A 17,640-nucleotide genomic window follows, 5' to 3' on the forward strand; every position below is an offset into this window, starting at 1 on the left:
TCGCAGACCCCATCGAGACCGAGAGAAGACTGAAGCCTTATGGCTACCACTTCGCTTGACCTGGCCAGGGTCCGCAACATCGGGATCATGGCCCACATCGACGCGGGCAAGACGACCACCACCGAGCGGATCCTGTTCTACACCGGCGTTTCGTACAAGATCGGTGAGGTCCACGACGGCGCTGCCACCATGGACTGGATGGAGCAGGAGCAGGAGCGTGGCATCACGATCACCTCTGCTGCCACCACCTGCCACTGGCCGCTGGAAGACGTCGACCACACCATCAACATCATCGACACGCCGGGCCACGTCGACTTCACCGTCGAGGTGGAGCGTTCCCTGCGCGTGCTCGACGGTGCCGTGACGGTGTTCGACGGCGTCGCCGGCGTCGAGCCCCAGTCCGAGACGGTGTGGCGTCAGGCGGACCGCTACGGCGTTCCGCGTATCTGCTTCGTCAACAAGCTCGACCGTACCGGTGCCGAGTTCCACCGCTGCGTCGACATGATCAGCGACCGTCTGGGTGCCCAGCCGCTGGTCATGCAGCTGCCGATCGGTGCCGAGGCCGACTTCAAGGGCGTCGTCGACCTCGTGACGATGAAGGCCTTCGTGTGGTCCGCCGAGGCGGCCAAGGGCGAGATGTACGACATCGTCGACATCCCGGCCACGCACACCGAGGCCGCCGAGGAGTACCGCGGCAAGCTGCTCGAGGCCGTCGCCGAGAACGACGAGGAGCTGATGGAGCTGTACCTGGAGGGCACCGAGCCCTCCGTGGAGCAGCTGTACGCGGCGATCCGCCGCATCACCATCGCCTCCGGCAAGGGCGGCGGCACGACCGTCACCCCCGTGTTCTGCGGCACCGCGTTCAAGAACAAGGGCGTTCAGCCCCTGCTCGACGCGGTCGTGCGCTACCTGCCCTCCCCGCTCGACGTCGAGGCCATCGAGGGCCACGACCCGAAGGACGCGGAGAAGGTCGTCGCGCGCAAGCCGTCGGAGGACGAGCCCCTCGCCGCGCTCGCGTTCAAGATCATGAGCGACCCGCACCTCGGCAAGCTCACCTTCGTCCGCGTGTACTCCGGCCGTCTGGAGTCCGGCACCCAGGTGCTGAACTCCGTGAAGGGCAAGAAGGAGCGCATCGGCAAGATCTACCGCATGCACGCGAACAAGCGTGAGGAGATCGAGTCGGTGGGCGCCGGTGACATCGTCGCCGTCATGGGTCTGAAGCAGACCACCACCGGTGAGACGCTGTCCGACGACAAGAGCCCGGTCATCCTGGAGTCCATGGACTTCCCGGCGCCGGTCATCCAGGTCGCCATCGAGCCCAAGTCGAAGGGCGACCAGGAGAAGCTCGGCGTCGCGATCCAGCGCCTGGCCGAGGAGGACCCGTCCTTCCAGGTCCACTCGGACGAGGAGACCGGCCAGACCATCATCGGTGGTATGGGCGAGCTGCACCTCGAGGTGCTGGTCGACCGTATGCGCCGTGAGTTCAAGGTCGAGGCCAACGTCGGCAAGCCCCAGGTCGCGTACCGTGAGACGATCCGCAAGGCCGTCGAGCGCGTGGACTACACCCACAAGAAGCAGACCGGTGGTACCGGTCAGTTCGCGAAGGTGCAGATCGCGATCGAGCCGATCGAGGGCGGCGACGCCAGCTACGAGTTCGTGAACAAGGTGACCGGTGGCCGCATCCCGAAGGAGTACATCCCTTCGGTGGACGCCGGTGCCCAGGAGGCCATGCAGTTCGGCATCCTGGCCGGCTACGAGATGACGGGCGTCCGCGTCACGCTCATCGACGGTGGCTACCACGAGGTCGACTCCTCCGAGCTCGCGTTCAAGATCGCCGGTTCGCAGGCCTTCAAGGAGGCCGCGCGCAAGGCTTCGCCCGTGCTCCTGGAGCCGATGATGGCCGTCGAGGTCACCACGCCCGAGGACTACATGGGTGAGGTCATCGGTGACATCAACTCCCGCCGTGGCCAGATCCAGGCCATGGAGGAGCGGGCCGGTGCCCGCGTCGTGAAGGGTCTCGTGCCCCTCTCGGAGATGTTCGGTTACGTCGGCGACCTGCGCAGCAAGACGTCCGGCCGTGCCAGCTACTCCATGCAGTTCGACTCCTACGCCGAGGTTCCGCGGAACGTCGCCGAGGAGATCATCGCGAAGGCCAAGGGCGAGTAAGGGACTCCGTTTAACGGACTCCCCATCCACGCTTTAGGCTTGACCCCGGAGCCTGCAAGTGGGCATTCCGCCGCCAATCCGGCGGAATGCCCAGGGTCCGGGTTTCCCAGCAAAGATCACCTGGCGCCGATGAGTAAGGCGTACCAGAACCACTCTCAGGAGGACCCCCGTGGCGAAGGCGAAGTTCGAGCGGACTAAGCCGCACGTCAACATCGGCACCATCGGTCACATCGACCACGGTAAGACGACCCTCACGGCCGCCATTACCAAGGTGCTGCACGACGCGTACCCGGACCTGAACGAGGCCTCGGCCTTCGACCAGATCGACAAGGCTCCCGAGGAGCGCCAGCGCGGTATCACCATCTCCATCGCGCACGTCGAGTACCAGACCGAGACGCGTCACTACGCCCACGTCGACTGCCCCGGTCACGCGGACTACATCAAGAACATGATCACGGGTGCGGCGCAGATGGACGGCGCCATCCTCGTGGTCGCCGCCACCGACGGCCCGATGCCGCAGACCAAGGAGCACGTGCTCCTGGCCCGCCAGGTCGGCGTTCCGTACATCGTCGTCGCCCTGAACAAGGCCGACATGGTGGACGACGAGGAGATCCTGGAGCTCGTCGAGCTCGAGGTCCGTGAGCTGCTCTCCGAGTACGAGTTCCCGGGCGACGACCTGCCGGTCGTCAAGGTCTCCGCGCTCAAGGCGCTCGAGGGCGACAAGGAGTGGGGCAACTCCGTCCTCGAGCTGATGAAGGCCGTGGACGAGAACATCCCGCAGCCCGAGCGTGACGTCGACAAGCCGTTCCTGATGCCGATCGAGGACGTCTTCACGATCACCGGTCGTGGCACCGTCGTCACCGGTCGTATCGAGCGTGGTGTCCTCAAGGTCAACGAGACCGTCGACATCGTGGGCATCAAGCCGGAGAAGACCACCACCACGGTCACCGGCATCGAGATGTTCCGCAAGCTGCTCGACGAGGGCCAGGCCGGTGAGAACGTCGGTCTGCTGCTCCGCGGCATCAAGCGCGAGGACGTCGAGCGCGGCCAGGTCATCATCAAGCCCGGTTCGGTCACCCCGCACACCGAGTTCGAGGCCCAGGCCTACATCCTGTCGAAGGACGAGGGTGGCCGTCACACCCCGTTCTTCAACAACTACCGCCCGCAGTTCTACTTCCGTACGACGGACGTGACCGGCGTCGTGACCCTCCCCGAGGGCACCGAGATGGTCATGCCGGGTGACAACACCGAGATGAAGGTGGAGCTCATCCAGCCCGTCGCCATGGAGGAGGGCCTGAAGTTCGCCATCCGTGAGGGTGGCCGGACCGTGGGCGCCGGCCAGGTCACCAAGATCAACAAGTGAGCTTGCTGATCTGACCTGGTAGCTCCTGCTGCGAGCATCTGAGAGGGCCCGCACGACTTCGGTCGTGCGGGCCCTTTCGCCCGTGCGGTGCTCCTCGGCGTCAACGCAGCGCCGGGCGGGTCGCTCGGTCGCGTGAACGGTGCCGCATATGCATGCGGTGTATGCCGTGGCGTCCTTAGGTTCGCCGCATGGTCAGCTCATCCCATGAGACCCTGCACCGGATCTTCCAGCAGGACCCGGGTCTCTTCGCCCGCGCCGCCAGACACGTCGGCGTCGCCTTTCCCCCGCCCGTCTCCACCACCGCACTCTCCACGGACCTCACGGAGACGCAGCCGCTGGAACGCCGGGTGGACACGCTGCTGCAGATGGACACCGAGGACGGCAGCTTCCTCCTGGCCGTCGAGTCGCAGAGCCGGCCGGCCCCGGCCAAGCCCGCCAGTTGGGCCTACTACCTGTCCTACGTGTACGCCAAGTACCGCATTCCGCCGGTACTCCTCGTCGTCTGCGCGGACCGGGGGACGGCCGAGTGGGCGGCCCGGCAGGTCGACATCGGCCCACGGCAGTGGTCCTCGCTCACCCTGCGCCCCCTCGTCCTGGGGCCCGACGACGTACCGGTGATCGACAGCCCCGACGAGGCCGCTCGCGACATCCCGCTCGCGGTTCTGTCCGCGGCGCTGCACCGCCGTGATCCGGGCGCCGATGCCATACTGAACGCGCTGGCCAAGGCACTCAAGAGCGTGTCGGCCGACGACGAGGACACCGCAACCACCTTCATCGAACTCACGGAACAGGGCCTCGGCACGACGCGGGCCGCAGAATTGTGGAGGCATCTCATGGCCGTCGACCTTTCGTTCTTCCAGTCGCAGACCGCTCAGCAGCTCCGGGCGGAGGGCCGGGCGGAGGGCCGGGCGGAGGGCCGGGCGAAGGACCTCCTGCTCCTGCTGGGGCATCGGGGTGTCGAGGTCTCCGAACAGGACCGGGAACGCATCGTCGGCTGCGGTGACCCCGACGTGCTGGGCGCGTGGTTCGAGAAGGCCCTCACCGCCAGATCGACGGCGGAGGTCTTCGCGTCGGCCGGTGAGTCGGGGCTCGCCGACTGATGGACCTTTCCCTCTTCCAGTCGCAGACCGCTCAGCAACTCCGGGCGGAGGGCCGGGCGGAGGGCCGGGCGGAGGGCCGGGCGGAGGACCTTCTGCTCCTGCTGGGGCATCGGGGTGTCGAGGTCTCCGAACAGGACCGGGAACGCATCGTCGGCTGCGGTGACCCCGACGTGCTGGGCCTGTGGTTCAGGAAGGCCCTCACCGCCACGTCGACGGCGGAGGTCTTCGCGTCGGACGGGGAGGCCGGGACCGCGGACCGGTGACAGCGAAGCGGCCCCGGGCGCGCCGTCGTGGCGTGCCCGGGGCCGCTTCCGTCCCCCGTCGGTCAGGTCATCACACGCGCTGCCACAGCGCCGGGACGTTCGGGGGTTCCCAGCCCGGCTGGGCCTGGTGGCCCTGGAGGCAGCGGTAGGTGGCGCCGCCGTAGGTGACCGTGTCGCCCGGCTGGTAGACGGTGCCCACCGACCAGGTGCCGCCCCCGGGCGGCGGCTCCTCGCCGCCGCCGTCGTCGGTCGTCTTCAGGGTGAGGCCGTAGTTCTGGAGCAGCGGATTGATCGGCTGGTGGAACGTCGTACCGCCGCTGCTGCAGTTGCCCGAGCCGCCCGAGGTGACGCCCTGCGCCTGGCTGCCCGAGATGTACGAGCCGCCCGAGTCACCGGGCTCGGCGCACACCGTGGTCTGGGTGACGCCGGTGATGGTGCCCTCGGGGTAGGTCACGCTGGTGTTGTGCTGCTGGATGGTGCCGCAGTGCCAGCCCGTGGTGGAGCCGGAGCGGCAGATCGAGGCGCCGACCGTGGCCTGGGTGGAGCCGGTGACCTGGACGTTCTGACCGCCCGCGCCCTTCACGAACGGCGTCGCCGTCCACTGGGAGTTGGTGGCCACCCACGCCATGTCCCGGCCCGGGAAGACCGAGCCCTGGAAGGTGCCCTGGGCCACCCGGTTGTGGCCGCTGGTGCTGTCGCCGGTCCGGCCGCAGTGCCCGGCCGTGGCGTAGCCCTGCTGCGTGCCCTTGGTGACCGGGAAGCCGATCGAGCAGCGGCCGCTGTTGTTGATGTAGTACGCCTCGCCGCCCCGCAGGTCGTACAGCGCGCGGGGCCGGTCGGCCGACTTCTCGATCCGGGTGAGGGAGTTGTCGACGCCGGCCGCCGACAGGAACGTGCGGGCGGCGGAGGGGCGTACCGCCCGCACGGTGACCGTGTTCGTGCGGACGTCGACGTACCAGACGGGGGCGTCGGTGGTGTCGTTCCGCTGAGCCGCCCGGTCCAGGCGGGACTTGGCCGCGTCCAGGTCGCTCAAGGAGTGACGCACGACGCTGGCCTCGGCGCCCTGTGCCTCGATGGCCGGTACGTCGCGGGCGTCCGTGGTCGCCACCGTCAGCGTGCCGGAGTCCGCGCCGCGCACCCAGGCGCCCGCGAAGTCGGAGCCCAGCGCCGCGCGGAGGCGGCCCGCGGTGGCGCCCGCCTCCGCCTCGTTCGCCAGGCGGCGTTCCGCCTGCGCGCGGTTCAGACCGAGGTCGCGCTCCATGGCCTTCAGGAGGGCGGGCGGAGCGGCGTCCGTGCGCAGGGTCTCCGCGGCCGAGGGCGCGGCCGGGGGAGCGGCCGGTCCCGCGCTCGCGGAGCCGCTGAGCCCGGCCACGAGCAGGGCGGCCGTCGCCGCGGCGGCGGCCGCCGCGGCTCTGGCGTGCCGGGGGAGGTGTCGGTGGGGCATGGAGCATCTCCTCGGGTCGGTGGGGAGGTGCCGAAACCGTAGGGAGGGACGAGCGGATGCCGTAAGCCGTCGGCCGGCCCCCTCCCCGGCGTTATGGAACGGGCTGTGCGGCGCGCCACTCCGCGTAGCTGTCGCTGCGGGCCGCCACGCCCTCGTGGGCCAGCCGGGCCTGGGCGAGGACGGTGGCCGCGGTCTGCGCCCGCTGCGTCACCCGGTGCCAGCCCAGCAGATGCCGCCAGGTCAGTGGCGTGCCGGTGAGCGGGCGGGTGATGATCCCGGGCGTGTTCGGGAAGGTCGCCCGGCACAGTCCGACCGCCCGGCCGACCTGCACCAGGTGGACCAGGGACGAGGTGTCCGTCTCGTACATACGGTGCGGGGTGAAGCCGGCACGGGCGCAGGCCGCCGTGAAGCAGTCCCCGAAGCAGCCGTCGCCCGGCACACAGGCCCACTCCTCACCGGCCAGCTCCGTCAGCTCGACCTCGCCCGGGCGCGCGAGCGCGTGCCCCTCCGGCACCATGACGAACACCGGGTCGACCGCGACCTCCTGCCAGACCAGGCCCTCCGCGCCGGGTGGCGGGGCCGAACCGCACGTCCCCGCGAGGGCGAAGTCCAGCCGCCCCTCGGTCAGCAGGCCGGCCAGCTCCCGTTCGGACCAGGAGGTGCAGGTGGTCACCCGCGCGTCGGGCGTCACGTCCGCGAGCCGGTCCACCACGGCGCCGAGGAGGGGGCCGTGGGTGCCGCCCAGCCGGAGGCACGCCGTCGCACGGGATGTCCGGGCGAAGCGGGCCGCCTCCTGCTGCAGCTCGGTCACCGCGGGCAGCACGATCCGGCTGCGCTCCAGCACGAGTTCGCCCAGCGCGGTGGCCCGCACGCCGTGCCGCCCCCGCTCGAACAGCTCGCCCCCCAGGGCGCGTTCGATCCGCTTGAGCTGGGCGCTCAGCGCGGGCTGCGCTAGCCCCAGGTCGGTCGCCGCCCGGGTGAGACTGCCCGCGTCCGCGATCGCCCGGATCGTTCTCAGATGCCGCAACTCCAGCTCCATGAGGGGAGCTTGCGGCGTGGGAGGGGCGGGGGCAAGGGGTTGGTACGGACCTGCTGTCCGGTCGGCTGTCGGCGCGGGTGGCGCGGGCCGGTCGTCAGCGGGGTGCGCGCAGCCCGTCGACGAGGACACCGGCCAGCCGGCGCGCGTCGTAACCCGGATCGCTCTCCGCGCCGATGCAGAGGTTCCCGACGCCGCGCATGAGGGTGAGGGCGTCGATGTCGGTGCGGATCTCACGGGCGGAGATCGCGGCGTCGAGCAGCTCGGCGCAGACGGGCAGGAGACGGTCGACGAAGTAGGTGTGCAGTCCTTCGAAGCCGCTGTCGCCGGAGCGCAGGACGGCGGCGAGTCCGTGCTTGGTGACCAGGAAGTCGACGAAGAGGTCGATCCACTGCCGCAGGGCGGCGTGCGGGGTCGCGGCGGCGGCCAGGAGGGCCGGCCCGGCCTCGGCGCAGGCGTCCACCTGGTGCCGGTAGACGGCGATGATCAGGTCGGCCCGGGTCGGGAAGTGGCGGTAGAGGGTGCCGAGCCCGACGCCGGCCCGGGACGCGATGTCGCGCACCGGGGCGTTCACACCCGACGTGAGGAAGGCCGCGACGGCCGCCTCGAGCAGCGTCTCCTTGTTGCGCCGGGCGTCCTTCCGCCGTGCCCGGTCCCCGGGCCCGGCGCCCTCGTCGCTCTGGTTCACCGCGTTGTTCCTCCAGCTCTCGCGCGCTCCCGCATGGTCTCACGCATGCCCGCGCACGCTCACTCCTCGGGGCGCTTGCCAAAACGGAACAGTGTTCCGTATCGTTTCGAGCGTACCGGAACGGCGTTCCGTTTCTGATTCCTTCTGTCATGAGGAGACACAGTCATGCGATACCGCACCCTCGGCCGGACCGGCGTCCAGGTCAGCACGCTCGCGCTCGGCGCGATGAACTTCGGCGCGATCGGGCGCACCGGCCAGGAGGAGGCCACCGCCATCGTCGACGCCGCCCTGGAGGCCGGTGTCAACGTCATCGACACAGCCGACCGGTACGGCGACGGGGAGTCGGAGGAGATGGTCGGCAAGGCCATCGCCGGGCGCCGCGACGACATCGTGCTGGCCACGAAGGCGACCATGCCGATGGGGGAGGAGCGCAACCACCGGGGCGGTTCGCGCCGCTGGCTCGTCACCGCGCTGGAGGACAGCCTGCGCCGGCTCGGCGTCGACCACGTCGACCTCTACCAGATGCACCGCTGGGACCCGGCCACCAGTGACGAGGAGACCCTGTCGGCACTCACCGACCTGCAACGCGCTGGGAAAATACGCTACTTCGGCTCCTCCACCTTCCCCGCGTACCGCATCGTGCAGGCGCAGTGGGCCGCGCGGGAGCTGCGCCTGGGCCGGTACGTCACCGAGCAGCCCAGCTACTCGATCCTGCAGCGCGGCGTCGAGGCCCATGTCCTGCCGGTGACCGAGGAGTACGGGCTCGGCGTGCTGGCGTGGAGCCCGCTGGCCTCGGGCTGGCTGTCGGGCGCGGTACGCGCGGGACGCGACGTCACCACGCACCGCTCGACGGTCATGCCGGACCGCTTCGACCCCGCGCTCCCCGCCAACCGGGCCCGGCTCGACGCCGTCGAGCGGCTGGCCGCGGTCGCCGACGAGGCCGGACTGACGATGATCCAGCTTGCGCTCGGCTTCGTGACGGCGCATCCCGGTGTGACCAGCGCGCTCATCGGTCCTCGCACGGTGGACCACCTGCGGGCGCAGCTCGCCGCCGCCGACACCGTGCTCCCCGCCGACGTGCTCGACGCCGTCGACGCGATCGTCGCTCCCGGCACCGACCTGGCGCCCCACGAGAAGCACGACACGCCGCCCTCGCTGCTCGACGCCTCTCTGCGCCGCCGCTGACCGGAACAGCGGCGCGCACGGGTATTGACGCGCCGCTCGGCCAGACCTTAGCGTCCGCCCATCCCTAATGTTTCGGATTTGGCTTCGAAACATTCGAGAACGACGATGGGAATGAGACTCCCCGCATGAGATCCATTCGTTTCGCCACCGTGGCCGTCGCCACCGCCGCTCTGACGCTGCCGCTCCTGGCGGGCACGGCGACCGCCGACCCGTCCGCCGGCCGGAAGGCCCCGCCGCACTCCAACGCCGCGTTCGACCGGCTGCGTGCGGCCGCTCCCGAGGGCTTCGTCGTGGGCACCGCCGTGGCAGGCGGCGGCCACCACCTGGAGCAGGACTACCCGGACCCCTTCACGTACGACAAGGAGTACCGGAAGCACCTGGGACGCCAGTTCAGCTCGGTCTCCCCCGAGAACCAGATGAAGTGGGACTACATCCACCCCGAGCGGGACCGCTACGACTTCGGGCAGGCCGACGCCATCGTCGAGTTCGCCAAGCGCCACAAGCAGGTCGTGCGCGGCCACACCCTGCTGTGGCACAGCCAGAACCCGGCCTGGCTGGAGGAGGGCGACTTCTCGCAGGAGGAGCTGCGCTCCCTCCTGCACGACCACATCACCACCGTCGTCGGCCGCTACGCCGGCAAGATCCAGCAGTGGGACGTCGCCAATGAGATCTTCGACGACCAGGGCAAGCTGCGCACCCAGGACAACATCTGGATCCGCGAGCTGGGGCCGGGCATCGTCGCGGACGCCTTCCGCTGGGCCCACGAGGCCGACCCCGAGGCGAAGCTGTTCTTCAACGACTACAACGTGGAGGGTGTCAACGCGAAGAGCGACGCCTACTACACCCTCATCCAGGACCTGCTGAAGCAGGGCGTGCCCGTGGACGGCTTCTCCGTCCAGGGACACCTGAGCACGCGCTACGGCTTCCCGGGCGACCTGGAGGGCAACCTGCGCCGCTTCGACGCGCTCGGCCTGGAGACCGCCGTCACCGAGCTGGACGTCCGCATGGACCTGCCGGAAAGCGGTGTGCCCACCGAGGCCCAGGAGCGGAAGCAGGCCGACTACTACCAGCGGATGCTCCAGGCGTGCCTGGCCGTCGAAGGCTGCAACTCGTTCACCATCTGGGGCTTCACCGACAAGTACTCATGGGTGCCGGTGTTCTTCGAGGGTGAGGGCTTTGCGAACGTCATGACCGACGACTTCGCGCGCAAGCCCGCCTTCTACGCGCTGCGGGACACGCTGAAGGAGGCGCGGCACGACGACTGCGAGAAGCGCCGGTAGAACCGGCACAGGCCCCCGGACGGGCGGCACACACCCGTCCGGGGGCATCCTCCTCTTCCGACCCCGCGGGCCTCACGCCCTACGGGCCACCGCCACATAGGCCCCGCTGTGGACGCCGTCCTGCCCGGGAACCGGCTCCCCGAGCTCCGGATGCCACTCCTCGGCCGCCGCGATGCCGGCGTCGACGATCTCCAGCCCCTCGAAGAACCGGGTGCCGGGCGCCAGCGCCTCCGTGAGCCGCTCCACCAGCTCCTACGCCCCGTCGGTGGCGTAAGACGCAGTTCGGCCACCCAGGTTGGAAGCGCAGCCGCTCGAACGTGTGAATTGCGCGTTCTGCCCGCACCGGGGTTCATGTCGCGATCTAACGTGAGTTGTGGCGGTTCGGTTCACCTGTGGTGACTGTCCGTCGGTTGTCCGGTGCTGTCCGGGCTGACGGGGCGGTTGGTGCGGGTAGGGCGCCGCGGTACGGCGCGGGACGACGGAGGGGTGCGGCATGACAGCAGTCGACGGTGAGGCGGTACGGCTCAAGGGGGAGGCGGACGAGCCGGGGTGGGAGGTGGACCCGGACGACGAGTGGGGTGTCGCGGTCATCACCACGGTGGGGCGGCAGTTGAAGCTGCGGCGCGAGGCGGCGGGGATGCGGGCCGGCGAGTTCGGGAGGGCGATCGGGTACGGGGAGGACCTTGTCTACAAGGTCGAGGGCGGGAAGCGGATTCCGCAGCGGGAGTATCTGGACAGGGCCGACGAGGTGCTGGGGGCGGGTGGGCTGCTCTCGGCGGCATGGGAGGACGTGAAGAAGGTCCGGTACCCGAGAAAGGTCCGGGAACTGGCCAAGCTGGAGGCGCAGGCGGTCGAGATCGGTGTGTACGAAAGCATCAGCATCAACGGTCTGCTGCAGACGTCGGAGCATGCGCGAGCCCTGTTCGAGGTATGGCAGCCCGCCTATTCGGAAGAGGACTTGGAGCGCGTGCTGGCAGCACGAATGGCTCGCCAGGTCATCTTCGAGCGTTCACCCGCGCCCGCGCTGAGCTTTGTCGAGGAAGAAGCGGCTCTGCGACGTCGTGTGGGGAGCACAATGGTGTGTCGGCGGCAGCTCGAACATCTGCTGGAGGTGGGTCGGCTGCGCAACGTCACCCTCCAAGTGATGCCGACGAGTAGCAAAGCCCACCCCGGACTGAGCGGAAGGATCGAGATCCTGAAGTTCGCGGACGGAACTGCTGTGGGGCGATCGGACGGCGCATTCAACGGCCGCCCCACCTCGGACCCGAAGCAGCTCCGCATCCTTGAGCTGCGGTATGGCACCATCCGAGCTCAGGCGCTCCCGCCCGAGGAGTCGCTGGCCCTCATCGAGCAAGTGCTTGGAGAGACATGACACGCAAGGCCTCTGCAGGGGACGCCTCCGAGCTGAAGTGGTACAAGAGCAGCTACAGCAGCGGCCCCGACGGTGACTCCTGCGTCGAGATCGCGATAGCACCCCCCACCATCCACGTCCGTGATTCCAAGAGCCCCGCCGGACCCCGGCTCGCGCTCACGCCGGACGCGTGGGCGAGCTTCGTGGCGTACGCGTCGGAGCGCTGACGCGTCAACGGTGCGCGTCGAGATCGACCTCGCGAGGTTGCCGGGATCGGTGGCACCCGCCATCCGGACTCCGTACACCCCGTCCAGATAGCGGACGATCCGGCCCGGCTCTTGGTATCGCGTTAACGCAGGAGTAACACTGGGAAGGTCGGCCGCTCCGTCGTATACGAACGGGGCGGCCCTGTCCCGCGCGCGGCAACGGCGCCGAGCGCTCATCACCGGTCACGCACCGGTGTCAGCCGTGCCAGGAAGGGACCCCGTGACCACACGACCCGACCCCAAGATCTCGCTCGACCAGCTGCGCGCCGAGGTGGAGCGCCGTAACCCGGCGGAGCCGGAGTTCCACCAGGCCGCGCGCGAGGTGCTGGAGACGCTCGCTCCGGTACTGGCGGCCCGGCCCGAGTACGCCGACCCCGGGCTCGTGGAGCGGCTCGTGGAGCCGGAACGGCAGATCATGTTCCGGGTGCCGTGGCAGGACGACAACGGCCGGGTCCACGTCAACCGTGGCTTCCGGATCGAGTTCAACAGCGCCCTCGGCCCTTACAAGGGCGGACTGCGCTTCCACCCCTCGGTGAACCTCGGCATCATCAAGTTCCTCGGCTTCGAGCAGATCTTCAAGAACGCGCTCACCGGGCTCGGCATCGGCGGCGGCAAGGGCGGCAGCGACTTCGACCCCCAGGGCCGCAGCGACGCCGAGGTCATGCGCTTCTGCCAGTCCTTCATGAACGAGCTGTACCGGCACATCGGTGAGTACACCGACATCCCGGCCGGTGACATCGGCGTCGGCGCCCGCGAGATCGGCTACCTGTTCGGCCAGTACCGGCGGATCACCAACCGCTGGGAGGGCGGCGTGCTGACCGGCAAGAGCGCCGGCTGGGGCGGCTCGCTGATCCGACCGGAGGCGACGGGATACGGCAACGTGCTGTTCGCGGAGGCCATGCTGCGCGCCCGCGGCGAGGACCTCGAGGGGCAGACCGCGGTCGTCTCCGGCTCCGGCAACGTGGCGATCTACACCATCCAGAAGCTGGCCGCCCTCGGCGCCAACCCGGTGACCTGCTCCGACTCCGGCGGCTACGTCGTCGACGAGAAGGGCATCGACGTGGAGCTGCTGCGCCAGGTCAAGGAGGTCGAGCGCGGCCGGGTGAGCACGTACGCCGAGCGCCGGGGCGCCTCCGCGCGGTTCGTGCCCGGCGGGCGGGTCTGGGAGGTCCCGGCGGACGTCGCCCTGCCGTCGGCGACCCAGAACGAACTGAACGCCGTGGACGCCGACGCCCTCATCCGTAACGGTGTGAAGGCGGTCTCCGAGGGCGCCAACATGCCGACCACGCCGGAGGCCGTGCAGCTCTTCCAGCGGGCCGGTGTCGCCTTCGGCCCCGGCAAGGCGGCCAACGCGGGCGGCGTCGCCGTCAGCGCGCTGGAGATGACGCAGAACGCGTCGCGCACCTCGTGGAAGGCGGACCAGGTCGAGCTGGAGCTGGCCCGCATCATGACCGACATCCACACCACCTGCGCCGAGACCGCCGAGCGTTACGGCGCCCCCGGCGACTACGTGACCGGCGCGAACATCGCCGGCTTCGAGCGGGTGGCGGACGCCATGCTCGCGCAGGGCGTCATCTGAGCCGTAGGCACCGTCTCGTCACGGTGTGGGGATGCCGGCCGGACGGGCCGGGCGCCCGAAACGGACGGGGACGCCCGGTGAGTACAGCACGCTCACCGGCTCCCCGGCCGGCCTCGGCAGCCCTGCCGCGGTGATCAGGTCCTCCTCGCACTCCACCAGCTCCGCCCGGTGCAGCGGCCAGCGCGGATGCTCGTTGGGCAGGTACATCGACCGCCCGAAGAAGGCGTTGTGCATGCCCCAGCGCGCGGTGAGGAAGTGCTCCAGCTCGGTCGGCTCCTCGACCGGCTCGCCCCGGCGCACGGTGAGACGGTTGCCGGCGCCGCGCGGCCCCGGCCAGCGCCGGGAACCGGTGTAGGTGACGGTGCCGCCGTCGAGGTGGTCGACGCTCATCCGCGACCAGAGGTACGGCATCCGGAACCCGAGGCGGGCGACCACCACCGGGATCAGCCGGGAGGCGTCCAGGGAGAGGAAGACGACGCCCCGCCGTCCGTGCGCGTCGACCGAGTAGAGGCGGACGTTGGTCTCGGGAAAGCTGCCGAGATAGGGGACACCCGGCAGACGGAGCCACCCCACGCGGTGCATCCGGAACGCGACGAGACCGACGTACGTGACTCCGTCCAGCGTGTCCGGCACCGTGCCCGGTGGCAGCAGCCCGGCCACGTCGGCCGGGTCCACCGCCCAGTGCACGAACGTCAGGTCGAGCCAGGACTGCGTGAGCAGCGGGCGCGCGATCGCCTCCGGCGGATCGGGCGTGACGGGCTGCGGTGTCTGCGGCACCCCGCCAGTATCGCGGAGCGGCCCGGCAGCGGTCCGGCTCCCCGGGGGCGTGGCGGACACCGGCCACGATGTGCCCCACATGGCCCTGGCGAGCGCCGGGTCCGTCCGGGAAGGCTGGGGACCATGCAGAAGCTCTCCCTCGACGCCCTCGCCCGCGAACACCTGGAACGCGCCGCCGCCGCGCCCAACGGCCGCAGCGCCGCCACCGTCTACGGCGGGCACGAACACACCCTGCGCCAGACCCTCCTCGCCCTGACCGCGGGCACGAGCCTCGCCGACCACGACAGCCCCGGCGAGGCCACCCTGCTGGTGCTGCGCGGCCGTGTCCGCCTCACCAGCGGCGAGAGCGAGTGGGAGGGCCGCACCGGCGACCTCATCGTCATCCCCCCGGCCCGTCACGGCCTCCATGCCCTGGAGGACGCGGCGGTGATCCTCACGGTCGCGCGGCGCGGATGACGGCGCGGGCCGCGGCGGGTGACCTCCCGTGAGCACGGAGCGCCTGCCGGCGAGCCCCGTCCCGGTCAGACGGAATGGACGAAGTGGGTGTAGGCGGCTTCCGCGAGGCGTCCGGCGGGGGTTCCGTACGGGGCGTGGGAGAGGAAACCCGCGGTGTCGCCGTCGTACTGGAGACGGCCGGACGCGAGCACCGTGACGTGGTCGGCGTCCTCGGCGAGGTCGGCGACGTCGTGCGTGGACATCAGGACGTGGATCCGCCTCGTCGCGGCGGCAGCGGCGATGACGTCGCGGAACACACGCCGCTGGGCGGGGTCCATGCCGGCGGTGGGCTCGTCCAGGAGCAGGACGCGGCAGTCGTGGACCAGGGCCGAGGCGACTCCCAGCCGGCGGAGCTGCCCGCCGGACAGCTTGGCGGCCTTCTGACCGGCGTGCTCGGCCATGTTCACCAGGCGGAGAGCGTCCTGCGCCCGGGTCCAGGCGTCGGTGCGGCTCATGCCCTTCAACCAGCCGGTGTAGGCGACCTGCTCGCGGCAGGTCAGACCGGGGGCCGCGGTGATGTTCTGGGGCATCCAGGAGACGTGGCGGCGGTACGCGCGTGCGCGGGAGTCCAGGTCGTCGAACATGACGTGGCCGGCCTGGGGCTCGACAACGGCGGCGGCGAGTTTGAGGGACGTGGACTTCCCCGCGCCGTTGGGACCGAGGAGGATCGTCACCCCTTCACGGACGCGGTAGGTGAAGCCGTCCAGCACGGGCCGGCTGCGGCGCTTGTAACGGTAGGTGCAGTGGGTGAAGGAGACGGTCACGGGAGTTTCCTCGCGGTGATGAAGGTGGCTGCGATACCAGCGGTGATCGACAGGACTGCGGCCGCCGTGGCGTGCCCGGTACCGGGCGGCAGGGCGGTCACGGCCCACGCGTGGAAGACACTGCCGGTGCGGCGGCCGAGCAGGATGACGGCGAACACCCAGCCCAGCGGAACGACGATGCCGGCCCGCCCGATGACGGCGCGGGCGGTGAGCATGAGTCCCGTCAGGAACAGCGTGTTGCGCCCGGCCTGCAGGGCGGTGTCGGCGTCGGTGACCTCGTGCACCAGGGCCGTCGCCACCAGTGCGGCCCCCATCGCGGCGGCCGCCAGCGAGGTGTCCAGCCAGGCGGTGCGGCGGATGCCCGTGAGCTCGCTGTGCGGCTGCCGGGAGTCCAGGCAGTGCGCGAGGGGTCCGGCGACCAGCAGTGGCAGGAAGAACGCCAGCGGCACGGTGTTGCCCGCGTTCACGGTGATGGCCGGGAGGATCACCGCCCCGTCCCGCACGGCGAGCAACAGCAGCGCGTACACGGCCAGCGCGGCCGTGAGGACGGTCGGGACGAGACGGACCCTCAGCCACCAGATCACGTCGGCCGCCCCTCACAGGCCGCGGCCTTGGTCTTGGCGAACCACTGCTTCTGCTCGCCGACGGACTGCGCCGAGACGCGTTCGACGGTGGCGACGGCCTGCTGGTACTGGGCACGCGTGTAATAGGGGTCCTCGGCCGTGACGCGCTGGTACGGCGTGATGTCGCCGAGCTTCTTCTCCAGCCAGAAGTGGATCGTGCGGGCGAGCTTCGGGTCCGCGTCGCATCCGAACCGCACGGCACCGGCGACGATCGAGCGGTCGAGCCGGCCCTTGTGGTGGGCGATGCCGAGTTGCATGTAGGCCGTGCGGTCGGTGTTCTGCTGGGTGAAACGCCCGTAGGCCAGTTGGTCCACCACTCTCTGGGGCAGCGAGGTGGTGACGGCGTAGGTCTCGAGGACGCGGAACGCCCTGGCGACCTGCGCGTGCACCTCGGGCAGGTCGTGGGCCCCCTGTTCGGGCAGGCACACCTGGGGGCGGGTGCCTTGGCACGCGAGAGCGACGTGGGTGTTGAGGCTGGGGTTGTAGTCCCAGTCCTTGACGATGCCGTAGGCGGCGAGGGTGGGGGCCACCACCAGCGCGGTGGCGGTCAGGGCGCGCAGCACGGGCCGCCGGCGGGCCCACACCAGGGCCACGGCGGCGGCCACGCCGAGCGTCGGCATCATCTGGGCGGCCATGGACTCCGCTGTCGCGGATTCACCGACGCCCAGGTGGGCGAAGTACTCGCCGGAGAGGTGCCGCAGGGCGAACGGCTGCATGGCGTGCGGATAGGCCACGATGATGAACACCCCGCACGCGAGCACGGGAGCGGCGATCAAGGGCTTGACGTGGTGGCCGACGGTGAAACCGATCACGGCCCAGGCGACGGTCAGGACACAGGTGAGCAGGAGCGGGGGCAGACTGGCAGGGGTGGGCCAGGTCGGGCGTTCGGTGAAGGCCCAGGCGGCGGACGCGACGAACATCAGCCATCCCACCGTGACGACGGGCACCAGTGCCTGGGCGATCACCTGCCAGGTGGGGCGGTACGCGGCGAGCTGCCAGGTGCCCGCTTCCCGCACGCGGGCCGCGGACCAGGCGGCGAGCGCGGCGACCAGGGCGTAGGTGGGGGCAGCCATGTACTCGATGGGGCGCTGGACGAGCAGCGGGGCCCACGGGTAGGGGAAGTAGTGGATCTGGTCGGCCGCCTCCTGGGTGTAGTACAGGACGGTGATGCCGATGGCGATCGGCAGGCACATGACCGCGGGGGACGTGCGGAAGAGGGTCCGTGTCTTCAAGTGGTGCTCTCCGGCGGGAGCAGGTGGT

Annotated in this window: 17 protein-coding genes and 1 pseudogene; 10 read left to right on the plus strand and 8 right to left on the minus strand. The window is 70.3% G+C overall.

The annotated features are described in order from the left end of the window. The first annotated feature begins 39 nt into the window (after positions 1-39). From fusA to BU52_RS06460, 4 genes are all read left to right on the plus strand, one after another. Positions 40-2,166: an elongation factor G gene (gene fusA / locus BU52_RS06445; protein WP_037929515.1), complete on the plus strand. Its 2,127-nt coding sequence runs from the start codon at positions 40-42 to the stop codon at positions 2,164-2,166. 169 nt (positions 2,167-2,335) lie between these two features. After that, on the plus strand, positions 2,336-3,529 hold the full coding sequence (gene tuf / locus BU52_RS06450; RefSeq protein ID WP_016434619.1) for an elongation factor Tu: 1,194 nt from the start codon (positions 2,336-2,338) through the stop codon (positions 3,527-3,529). A 188-nt stretch (positions 3,530-3,717) separates the two neighbouring features. Next, positions 3,718-4,629 (plus strand): RpnC/YadD family protein, encoded by a 912-nt coding sequence (locus tag BU52_RS06455; protein ID WP_037929518.1) that lies wholly within the window; start codon positions 3,718-3,720, stop codon positions 4,627-4,629. Beyond that, positions 4,629-4,892 (plus strand): hypothetical protein, encoded by a 264-nt coding sequence (locus BU52_RS06460; protein WP_037929521.1) that lies wholly within the window; start codon positions 4,629-4,631, stop codon positions 4,890-4,892. The genes BU52_RS06455 and BU52_RS06460 overlap by 1 nt, the downstream gene beginning before the upstream one ends. 70 nt (positions 4,893-4,962) lie before the next feature. Here BU52_RS06460 and BU52_RS06465 read toward each other — a convergent pair whose 3' ends face one another. The 3 genes from BU52_RS06465 to BU52_RS06475 all read right to left on the minus strand — a co-directional run bounded on the left by BU52_RS06465 (position 4,963) and on the right by BU52_RS06475 (position 8,060). Continuing rightward, positions 4,963-6,336, minus strand: coding sequence for an alpha-lytic protease prodomain-containing protein (locus tag BU52_RS06465; RefSeq protein ID WP_078903131.1), 1,374 nt, complete (start codon positions 6,334-6,336; stop codon positions 4,963-4,965). 91 nt (positions 6,337-6,427) lie between these two features. After that, the gene (locus BU52_RS06470; RefSeq protein ID WP_037929524.1) at positions 6,428-7,375 is read right to left on the minus strand and encodes a LysR family transcriptional regulator; all 948 of its coding nucleotides are present in this window, start codon (positions 7,373-7,375) and stop codon (positions 6,428-6,430) included. A 94-nt stretch (positions 7,376-7,469) separates the two neighbouring features. Continuing rightward, positions 7,470-8,060: a TetR/AcrR family transcriptional regulator gene (locus tag BU52_RS06475; protein ID WP_037929527.1), complete on the minus strand. Its 591-nt coding sequence runs from the start codon at positions 8,058-8,060 to the stop codon at positions 7,470-7,472. Positions 8,061-8,225: 165 nt separating this feature from the next. Between BU52_RS06475 and BU52_RS06480 the strand changes: the two genes are divergently transcribed. Both BU52_RS06480 and BU52_RS06485 read left to right on the plus strand, forming a co-directional pair. After that, positions 8,226-9,245 carry an aldo/keto reductase gene (locus tag BU52_RS06480; protein ID WP_037929530.1) on the plus strand — a complete coding sequence of 340 codons (1,020 nt, stop codon included), beginning with the start codon at positions 8,226-8,228 and terminating at the stop codon, positions 9,243-9,245. Positions 9,246-9,370: 125 nt separating this feature from the next. Then, positions 9,371-10,525, plus strand: coding sequence for an endo-1,4-beta-xylanase (locus BU52_RS06485; protein WP_037929533.1), 1,155 nt, complete (start codon positions 9,371-9,373; stop codon positions 10,523-10,525). A 72-nt stretch (positions 10,526-10,597) separates the two neighbouring features. Here BU52_RS06485 and BU52_RS34630 read toward each other — a convergent pair. Continuing rightward, positions 10,598-10,759: pseudogene (locus BU52_RS34630) on the minus strand (SAM-dependent methyltransferase); the annotation flags it as partial. 259 nt (positions 10,760-11,018) lie between these two features. Here BU52_RS34630 and BU52_RS06490 point away from each other — a divergent pair. The 3 genes from BU52_RS06490 (at position 11,019) to gdhA (ending at position 13,721) form a co-directional block, all read left to right on the plus strand. Further along, positions 11,019-11,897: a helix-turn-helix domain-containing protein gene (locus BU52_RS06490; RefSeq protein WP_037929536.1), complete on the plus strand. Its 879-nt coding sequence runs from the start codon at positions 11,019-11,021 to the stop codon at positions 11,895-11,897. Next, positions 11,894-12,103 (plus strand): DUF397 domain-containing protein, encoded by a 210-nt coding sequence (locus BU52_RS06495; protein WP_037929538.1) that lies wholly within the window; start codon positions 11,894-11,896, stop codon positions 12,101-12,103. The genes BU52_RS06490 and BU52_RS06495 overlap by 4 nt, the downstream gene beginning before the upstream one ends. A gap of 259 nt (positions 12,104-12,362) precedes the next feature. Then, positions 12,363-13,721, plus strand: coding sequence for an NADP-specific glutamate dehydrogenase (gene gdhA, locus BU52_RS06500; protein WP_037929541.1), 1,359 nt, complete (start codon positions 12,363-12,365; stop codon positions 13,719-13,721). Positions 13,722-13,739: 18 nt separating this feature from the next. Here gdhA and BU52_RS06505 read toward each other — a convergent pair whose 3' ends face one another. Next, on the minus strand, positions 13,740-14,498 hold the full coding sequence (locus BU52_RS06505; RefSeq protein WP_037929544.1) for a YqjF family protein: 759 nt from the start codon (positions 14,496-14,498) through the stop codon (positions 13,740-13,742). Positions 14,499-14,621: 123 nt separating this feature from the next. Here BU52_RS06505 and BU52_RS06510 point away from each other — a divergent pair, with 123 nt between their 5' ends. Beyond that, the gene (locus BU52_RS06510; RefSeq protein WP_037929547.1) at positions 14,622-14,954 is read left to right on the plus strand and encodes a cupin domain-containing protein; all 333 of its coding nucleotides are present in this window, start codon (positions 14,622-14,624) and stop codon (positions 14,952-14,954) included. A 65-nt stretch (positions 14,955-15,019) separates the two neighbouring features. Here BU52_RS06510 and BU52_RS06515 read toward each other — a convergent pair whose 3' ends face one another. The 3 genes from BU52_RS06515 to BU52_RS06525 are packed head-to-tail and all read right to left on the minus strand — an operon-like array spanning position 15,020 to position 17,612. Continuing rightward, positions 15,020-15,757, minus strand: a complete 738-nt coding sequence (locus tag BU52_RS06515) for an ATP-binding cassette domain-containing protein (protein ID WP_037929550.1) — start codon at positions 15,755-15,757, stop codon at positions 15,020-15,022. Beyond that, complete coding sequence (locus BU52_RS06520; protein ID WP_037929553.1) at positions 15,754-16,341, minus strand: hypothetical protein; 588 nt, start codon at positions 16,339-16,341, stop codon at positions 15,754-15,756. Before BU52_RS06520 ends, BU52_RS06515 begins: the two co-directional genes overlap by 4 nt. After that, positions 16,338-17,612, minus strand: a complete 1,275-nt coding sequence (locus BU52_RS06525) for a hypothetical protein (protein ID WP_037929556.1) — start codon at positions 17,610-17,612, stop codon at positions 16,338-16,340. Before BU52_RS06525 ends, BU52_RS06520 begins: the two co-directional genes overlap by 4 nt. Positions 17,613-17,640 lie beyond the last annotated feature (28 nt).

Source organism: Streptomyces toyocaensis (assembly GCF_000725125.1).
In the GTDB taxonomy this organism is placed as follows: domain Bacteria; phylum Actinomycetota; class Actinomycetes; order Streptomycetales; family Streptomycetaceae; genus Streptomyces; species Streptomyces toyocaensis.